This is a genomic window from Candidatus Poribacteria bacterium (genome assembly GCA_009839745.1).
Classification (GTDB): Bacteria; Poribacteria; WGA-4E; order WGA-4E; family WGA-3G; genus WGA-3G.
Genome location: VXPE01000019.1, coordinates 1 through 8,770, shown reverse-complemented (window position 1 = coordinate 8,770; position 8,770 = coordinate 1). Strand labels below are relative to the sequence as shown.

Sequence of the window (8,770 nt, the reverse complement as noted above, 5' to 3'; positions counted from 1 at the left end):
CAGCATCAGGGTCCCAGCTCCCTCTGCAAAGGAACTTTGGAAAAGACCCATACCGAGTCTGGGAACCACTCGCTTGGTAAAGCTGGGTCAAGGTACCAGAACCTGTGTGGGTAATAAACCCATAGATGAACGCTTGAAAAAGCGCGAAGTTTTGGGAGTTGAACATAAACCGAAACTCCGATAGAATACTCTCTAAGTGGAGAAGCAGGTGCATTTTTTATCATCCTTTCAAAACAACGTGTGTTTATGAAAGGATACCTGCTTTTCTGCTTTCAAACACCTTAATTCTTAAAATTGTCCAAACTTTAGCTATTATAGCTTAACACATAATATCTTGGAGACTGCTTTTGAATATTGATACCTTAAAAGGAAAAACAGTGGGTGCCGCTGTTTCGGGTGGCTTGGATAGCTGCACCATCACCAAATGGTTGGTCGACAACGGTGTCAAAGTCGTCTGTTTTACGGCAGACCTCGGGCAACCTGACGAACGGGACGTTTCCGAAATTCGGGAACGGATGTTGGTATGCGGTGCCGAAGACGCCATTATTGTCGACGCGAAAGACGCCCTGGCAGAAGCCGGTATCCGACTCGTCCAGTGCCAAGCCATGTATGAAGGCGGGTATTGGAATACGACCGGCATTGCAAGGCATGTCACCGTGAAGGCACTCCTGCCGGAGATGGAAAAACGCGGCATCACTGTCTTAACACACGGCGCAACCGGTAGAGGCAACGATCAGGTCCGATTCCAACTCGCCACCAATATGCTCAATCCACACGTCGCTGTCTACGCACCCTGGCGGGATCCGAACTTCCTCAAGGTGTTCGGTGGCAGGAAAGAGATGATAGACTTCTGTCAAGCACATAACCTACCGATTACTGCGACACACGAGAAACCCTACTCAACCGACGCCAACCTCTTGGGGCTCACACATGAAGCCGGACACCTCGAATCGCTGAAAACCCCGGCAGGCTTTATTACCCCTGGCATGGGAGTCCATCCAAAAGACGCACCTGAGGACGTGGAGCACTTTACAGTCACCTTTGCGCGGGGAACACCTGTTGAGGTCAACGGGAGTCCCGTTACACCCCTCCAAGGTCTATTAGAGGCAAATCGCATCGGTGGACGAAATGGTATCGGGATTGGTATTCACACCGTTGAAAATCGATTCGTCGGGATTAAGAGCCGTGGCGTTTATGAATCTCCGGGGATGGAGTTGCTTGGGAAGTGTTACGAGTTCCTGCTCCAACTGATTTTAGATAGGCGCGCTCGCCGACACTTTGAAGGTGTAGCCGCCACAATTGCCGAGCAAATTTATGAAGGCTACTGGTTCGATGCTGCCACGCAAGCACTCCTATCTTCTATTGAGCCGCTCACGAACTTAGCGAGTGGAACCCTCACAGTCGCACTCTACAAAGGGAACGTCGCTTTCTATGCAGCAGGCGGTGTGCCCCACTCGCTCTACTCCGAAGAGACCGCCTCTATGGAAGCGATTGGCGACTTTGACCACGCAGATTCGGAAGGATTCTTAGCCGTCCTCGGCGTAGGGGCAAGGGCATCGGCTGTCGCTGGACAGACACAGGAATAGATGTTCAAGGCACTTCAATCTTCGCGAATACCTGCGAAATAATACTCTCAACATCACGTCCGTCCGCCTCTGCTTCGTAACTGATGATCACCCTGTGTCTCAGGACATCCATGCCGATTGTGTGGATGTCTTCCGGCGTAACATAACCGCGTTGAGAGAGGAACGCCCGTGCCCTCGCAGCAAACGCCAAAAAAATGGTCGCACGCGGTGAAGCCCCGTATTCAATGAGCGTGCTGAGTTCATCTAACTGATACGCTTCCGGTGCCCGCGTCGCACACACCAAATCGACAATATAATTCTCCAACTGCGCTGCCATATAGATGTTCCGGACGACCTCTCGGAATCGGATAATATCTTCAGGGGAAATCACGGGTTGAATCGTTGAGATCTCTTCAGTCGTCATCCGTCGGAGAATTTGCAATTCCTCTGAATGCGAGGGGTAGCTAACCTTAATCTTGAGCATAAATCTATCTACCTGTGCTTCAGGGAGCGGATAGGTGCCTTCATGCTCAATCGGATTTTGCGTCGCCAGAACAAGAAACGGATCGTCAAGCGGATAAGTCGTCCCACCGATTGTTACCTGCCGCTCCTGCATCGCTTCAAGTAAGGCACTTTGCACTTTAGCAGGTGCTCGATTTATCTCATCTGCGAGGATAATGTTGGCAAAAATGGGTCCCTTTTTCGTGTAAAAATCGCTCTTTTGTTGATCGTAGATAAGCGTGCCGACGAGGTCAGCAGGAAGCAGATCGGGTGTAAACTGAAGGCGATTGAAAGAAGCGTCTATCGTCTGTGCCAAGGCACTCACAGCAGTCGTCTTCGCGAGTCCAGGGACCCCTTCAAGGAGAATATGCCCGTTGCAGAGCAACCCTATCACTAACCCCTCTAACAGGGCACTTTGCCCGACAATGACTTTCCCCGTCTCCGTGAGAATCTGCTGTATAAGCCCACTATCCGCCTGGATGCGAGCATTCATCGCTTCTAAATCGTAATTTTTCAATTTTTAATTTTACCTTGCGGAGTAATGAAGTGAGTTTTGAAATTAACGGGTTCCATTCCTCCTATCCGTCCTCCATTTCCTTGGCTGATGGCTATTAAGTGAAAAACGGACCTGTCTCGCCTTCTTGGAAGGATTGCTCAAGCCACGGGTCCTCGGTTTTCTGACGGAATTCGATAACCTTTTGCCGCATCTCATTAGCGATGTCTTGTAACGCCGAGACGTCAATGAGATTTCGAGACTCCGCTGGATCGTTCTGCATATCAAATAAAGCCTCACGGTGCTGCTGTAGAAATTCCGTCCGTTGCCGTTCACCGAGTTGCTGGACGTTGTCGTTCCGAACCGCTGTCCATGAGATTGACCGGAATAGGTCGCTTGGGAGAGGTGTCTCCAACTGATATGCCAGATTTCGGACGTATTTATATCTTCTACCCCGCAGCACGCGATACGGATAGTAATTCGTCACTTCATGGAAACAGTGAGAAAAATAGGTTTCCTCCCAATCGCCATTACCCGGGTGGGGACTATCGTCCTCAAGGACAGTCAGCAACGATTTACCGGGAAGCGCATCTGCCCCGTCAGGATGTGCAACCCCGCACCACTCTAACATTGTTGGACAGAAATCTACCCAGTTGATGAGTGCCTGATTGTGGAAACCGCGTTTCTGTTGGGTCGGACTGGCGATGAGGAGTGGACAGTGATGTCCGCTATCAAAACTGGATGCCTTCGCACCCGGAAACGGCATCGCGTGATCCGTCGTAACAAAGACGAGGGTTTCGTCCGCGCGTCCCGAAGCGTCAAGTGCCTCCAGAACCGCACCCACGACAGCATCCCACCGCGAAACACTCTCGTAATAATCAGCGAGGTCTTCACGGACAGCGGGCACGTCCGGCAGGAAATTCGGGACAATGATTTCGTCAGGCGTGTAAGGAGAGGGTTCAATGCCGGAATGCGTTCGGTCATTTCCGAAGCCTTTACCTGCCCTATGGGGATAACTGCTACCGATGTGAAGATAGAAGGGCGTATCCGCAGCCTCGTTGAGAAATTCTGTAACCTTCGCCGCCATGTCTACAGGACTACGGGGATCAACTTTCGGTTCAAAATCGAAAGGATAAACACTTTCAGGTTCAACGTGTTTTTTACCGAGGCATGCCGTCGAAAATCCGTGTGCCTTCAGAATTTTCGGCACCGATTGCATATACGCGTGTGTGCGGAATCCGTGAATACCGTGGCAGTGTCCGTATTGTCCGTGTGTATGGCTGTGTTGTCCCGTGAGAATACAGGCGCGACTCACGGCGCACGAGGGGCTTGTACAGAATGCGTAGTCAAACACAACACCGCGTTCCGCAAACGCATCGATATGCGGGGTTCGGATGACCTCATTTCCGTAGCATTTCGCGATACGGCTCCAGTCGTCAGCAATGACGAACATGACGCTTTTATGGGAATTGTTCATAGGGCTCCTCAATAAATATTTACTATTGAACGTTCCGTTTATCAAGTGAAAAAGAGAACCTCTTTCTGCTAAATCAACCCACCCCGTTTCCGCAAAAACCACTCGAACCCAAGCAGCGCGATAACCAATCCGAAAATTAAGGGCATATCCCAAATATCGACATCCGTAATCTTTGATGTTGCACTTTCCACAAGCGGGATCTGATTCACAAGTTGGGGTGCCTCTTCCAGGGTGTAATACTTTCCGCCGCTCCCTTCAGCAAGCGTTTTGAGAAGCGCGACGTTCAGCTCCGCATTGCTAAATTCAGCGTCCGATGTTTTTACCTCAAAAAGGGTCTGTTGTTCGCCTAAGTTTTCGCCATTGAGAGTTCCCGTTGCCGTGACGGTGTATTCGCCGTAACGATTCGGAATAAAACGCGCCGTGTAAAGTCCGTCTTTACCGAGAACCTGTTCCAGTTTTAACTCCCTGCGTTTCCCTGACGCATCAAGAACCACGGCTCGAATTTTCGCACTGTTTGTCAACTGAAACTCTGGATCCGTAGCAGTAACCTCAATGACGACAGGTTCTTTCAACGCGTAAGCCGTTTTTGCGACATCGAGTTTAATATGTTCCTTCGGGGCAGTCGTCAGCCACTTCGCGACCTGTCGCCAGAACCGCTCCGGACTGTCCTCTTGGTGCCAGAATCGTTGATCTCCATCGTCGTGAGAAGGGAGCATCTGCCAGCGCCAAGAGGTGTGCGGCGTGAATACCATCACGCGTCCAGCGTTGTAATTATGCGTTGCGATCAGAATGCGTTTGCCGAACTCATTTCGATCGGTTGGGTGTTCTGCTAAAATAAGGGCACCTGCTTTGGCACGTTTCACCTTACTGTATCCCTTCAATGTAGGCAAGATTTTCCAACGTTCCAAATTATCGGTAGGCATATCCGCCAAAGCCATCAAAGTTTCGACTTTCCCCTCCGGTGTGAGTTGCAATTTATAGCCTTTATCCCCAGTAGACTGCGAACGCCTGACCGACCCACCGATACGCCTCGGTGTTAATGGAGGCGGCGGGGATCCAAGCTCCAATTCTACAGGGAGACATTGCGCAATTGGCGTGTTGATATAGGACGCCGAAAGCTTGTGGTTACCTAAAGAGTTGGAACCCCCCAACATCAGCAGTCCACCGCCTCGGGTGCGCACAAACTCAACTGTATTCTCCAGCTGCGCAAGTGTAAATTGGGACGCATCCACGTTACCTAAAATAATGGCATCAAAGTCAAAAAGCATCTCCTTATCGTCTGGATAAAATTGAAAATCGTGTGATGCCTCGGCGCGCGTGCCGCCGTATGCTGGACGCCCCGCAGTGACACCCTTCAAGAACCGATCTGTTAATTGGATGTTCGGATCGTTTTTCAAGGCACGCTTTATAAAGCCAAATTCATAACGCGGTCTACCATCAACAAACAAGATTTTTACGCGTTTGGTAGGTGCGACCTTGAGTAAAAATGTTTTTGTGTTGTTTTGTGGAACGGCTTCCGTTTCGTCTAACGCTGCATGGACTTCAAATTTTTGGGTACCGGCTTCACGCGGCGTAAATTTAAGCAGGATGCGTTCTGTCTTGGTGTCAGACGCTGAATCTGTCCCGCCGAGCTGGGACATCCAAGAAGTTCCTTCATCCATATCAACGGACTCCGTTTTCAGGACACGTCCGTTGCTTGTTAATTGGACGTTCACCCGCTTCCCTTTGAATCCCTTCCGTTTTAGCGTTGCCCATACCTCAACAGGAAAATCCTCCTCTGCGGTCCGAGGCACATCCACCTTAACGATCTCCAAATCTGGATTACCCTCTTCTGCACCGATGCCAACTGTATGGATAGGCAGTTTCCGTTCTCGGATTTGCATTGCAAACTTTGCGACATCAACCCCACTTCTGTCCACACCATCAGTCAACAGCACAGCACCCGAGAGTGGAATTCCCTGCAAGTCATCAAGGGCTTCGTTTAACGCCTGTGGAATATCCGTACTTTCTCCCGCTGCGCGGGTCAACGCCTCGTTTGGAACCCGTTTTGCCGTGGTATCAAACGCAAAGAACCTTACTTTGAATTTCGCATTTAGTTTTTCAAGGAGGCCCTCTTCTTCCGAAAAGAGTAAATCGTTAGCGTGGCGCAGTCGTGGCACTAAATCCGCAGAATCGGTAATCTGCATACTTTTCGACCGGTCCATCATCACCAACAGATGGGAATCATCAGGGTTTGTTTGATAAATCGTGAGAAAAGGTTTAAGGAGGCAGAAAGCAAGCAGACAGAGGACAATCGTACGGAGAAAGATGAGAAAACCCCGGAAGACGCGTTGCGTGCGTCCTTGCGTGCTCCGATATGCCCATATCGTGGCAGCTAACAGCGCGACCAGTAGAACCGCTATAAGAAGCCCTGGCAATGGCACCCCAAACGAGAAGTTTCCCTCGCGGAAGACATCAATGGGGTACTTCATCATTTTTTCAAACATTTTTTGATTTATGGCCTCCTGGACTTCACGCTTTGCGCAGGTTTTCTACTATTCTCCAGTCTTTACACAGGGATCTTGATGCACTGACCTGTCCCCGCAGATTCGTGTAATGCGTCAATGACACGCATATTTCCAAGCGCGTCCGATATGGGTAAATGCGTTGGGACACCCGTATCCACTGCCCGACAGAGATCCAGAATCTCAGCGGCGTAAGGATTCACACCGTTAGCAACACGAAGAGTTTCGCCGTTTACAATAAAATGGGATTCACCCTCCGAATTACCCCACGCACTCTCAACAAAGAGCGTTCCATCTGTGCCAGCGACCTCATAAGATTCGCGCCACGTCCATCCAAAACTGCAATCCAATTGCGCGGTAAGACCATCACCAAAGTCCAAGGTTCCAATCAGCGTTTCCCAGACGTTATTAACCGGCTCAAACTTACCAGTTGCCCAAACCGACTGCGGTTCTCGCCCAACCAGATAGCGGATGATATTGATGCAATAACACCCTAAATCCATGACAGCACCCCCGCCGAGATCGCCTCTTAATCGCCAATTGCGTCGGTCTGTGAGTCCTGTTGAAAAAGTAGAACGGGCATAGCGAACCTCTCCGATCGCCCCTTCCTCAATCTTCTGTTTCACGGCGAGGGTCAACGGATGGTGTCGATACATAAAGGCTTCCATTAATCGGATATTGGCGCGTTCCGTAACCTGAATCATCTGTTCCAATTGCGTCGTGTTAACCGTAATCGGTTTCTCAACAAGAATACCTTTGACGCCGCACCGAACTGCCTCCAGAACATTTTTCAGATGATTCGAGGGCCACGTTGCAACCACTAAGACATCGGGTTGCTGTTTCTCCAGCATTTGTCGAAGATCGTTGTAGGTATTCTCAACGTTATATTCTGTAGCAAAACGCTTCAGCGGTTCAAGCTTCTCATCACAGGCACCTACAATTTCAATTTCTGGTAAATTTCGCCACGCGTTGGCGTGTGCGTTAGAGATTCCGCCACATCCGACGATTGCTACACGATACTTTTTATTATTCATAAAACTTGCCTTCTATTGTTGGGGTGATACCAAAAGGCGCGCCCTAAGAACGTACAATTTATCAGGTTGGCCGCGACTTAACCGGAACCCGTGCCGTAATGAAATTAGGTTCTCCTTAAATGGCATAGTTTGTCTTTGCTTTACATTTGGAAGCATGCCCAGACGGACATAAATTAAAGATCTGAGATGGCGATAGGTCTGTTTTCTTGCGCAGATTGGTTCGCTGCCAGCGATATTGCCAATGTCTGAACCGCATCGCTATAAGGACTCAAAATTGAAGAACCATCACCCCTTCGCACTGCGTCCACGAACACCTCATCAATTGTTGGGCTCGGTTCTGTCTTATCCACCCATTCGCCATCTTCTTGGACCAAGACCCGTGATGGATTCCAATTCAACAACTCCCCCTCATACAATAAATCCAGAATATTCGCGTTCGACCAGTCCCCCGCATACGCCCAAGTAGCTGTCAACGAACCAACGGCACCACTCGCAAACTGGAGCGCGACACTATTGGCATCGGGACAATTCGTCTCTTTGAGAAACCGATTCGCCTGCATCGCATAGACAGTCTCCACTTCTCCGCCCATGTAGCGCATCATGTCGATCGTATGTGTCGCTTGTTCGACAAGTTGACCCCCAGATTTGTTCATCTGGCGGAGCCAAGCATTTGGATCCCCATGTCCTGTGCTGCACCAGTACTTACCAACGATCATGTTAATCGTTCGTTCCCGCAGGAGCTGCTGCGTTATTTTAGTCGAACCGAGGTAACGGAGTTGATAACCGACACATGTTATGAGTCCGGCGTCTGCCACCGCTGCTTCAACCTCACGGGCAATCTCCATACTGATAGCAACAGGCTTCTCAACAAAGAATGGCAAGCCTCGTTCAATAACATCAAATTCTGGTTGTCCGTGAACAAAAACGGGGAGGCTCAGATAAACGGCATCCAAATCATCGCGTTCGAGCAGGGCTTGATGCGCGGTATAGGGATCAGCATCGTGTTTCTCGGCTGCACTTTGCGCCCGTTCCGCTTGAACGTCGCACACAGCCACAACGCTTGCGCCTTCAATTCCGGCTAATTGGTTCATGTGCCCATTCGCATTGCCACCACATCCGATAAACCCGATTTTAATTTCTTTCATCAAAGTATTGGGTGTGGAAACCCCGTGCTTTAGTGCGGGGCGGAAACACCG

6 protein-coding genes are annotated in these 8,770 nt (G+C 50.0%); 1 reads left to right on the top strand and 5 read right to left on the bottom strand.

Translation table 11 applies throughout. The features are described 5' to 3' along the window. Nucleotides 1-347 precede the first annotated feature (347 nt). Entirely contained in the window at nt 348-1,586 is a 1,239-nt protein-coding gene (argG, locus tag F4X88_02850; protein MYA55211.1) for an argininosuccinate synthase, read from the top strand. A 4-nt stretch (nt 1,587-1,590) separates the two neighbouring features. Here argG and F4X88_02845 read toward each other — a convergent pair whose 3' ends face one another. From F4X88_02845 to F4X88_02825, 5 genes are all read right to left on the bottom strand, one after another. Then, a complete protein-coding gene (locus F4X88_02845) occupies nt 1,591-2,559 on the bottom strand; it encodes an AAA domain-containing protein (GenBank protein MYA55210.1) in 969 nt (322 codons plus the stop codon). A 118-nt stretch (nt 2,560-2,677) separates the two neighbouring features. Next, nucleotides 2,678-4,036 (bottom strand): sulfatase, encoded by a 1,359-nt coding sequence (locus F4X88_02840; protein MYA55209.1) that lies wholly within the window; start codon nt 4,034-4,036, stop codon nt 2,678-2,680. Between the two features lie 68 nt (nt 4,037-4,104). Then, nucleotides 4,105-6,522 (bottom strand): hypothetical protein, encoded by a 2,418-nt coding sequence (locus F4X88_02835; protein ID MYA55208.1) that lies wholly within the window; start codon nt 6,520-6,522, stop codon nt 4,105-4,107. A gap of 62 nt (nt 6,523-6,584) precedes the next feature. Continuing rightward, nucleotides 6,585-7,574, bottom strand: a complete 990-nt coding sequence (locus F4X88_02830; GenBank protein MYA55207.1) for a Gfo/Idh/MocA family oxidoreductase — start codon at nt 7,572-7,574, stop codon at nt 6,585-6,587. Nucleotides 7,575-7,747: 173 nt separating this feature from the next. Further along, nucleotides 7,748-8,719: a Gfo/Idh/MocA family oxidoreductase gene (locus F4X88_02825; protein MYA55206.1), complete on the bottom strand. Its 972-nt coding sequence runs from the start codon at nt 8,717-8,719 to the stop codon at nt 7,748-7,750. Nucleotides 8,720-8,770: the final 51 nt, after the last annotated feature.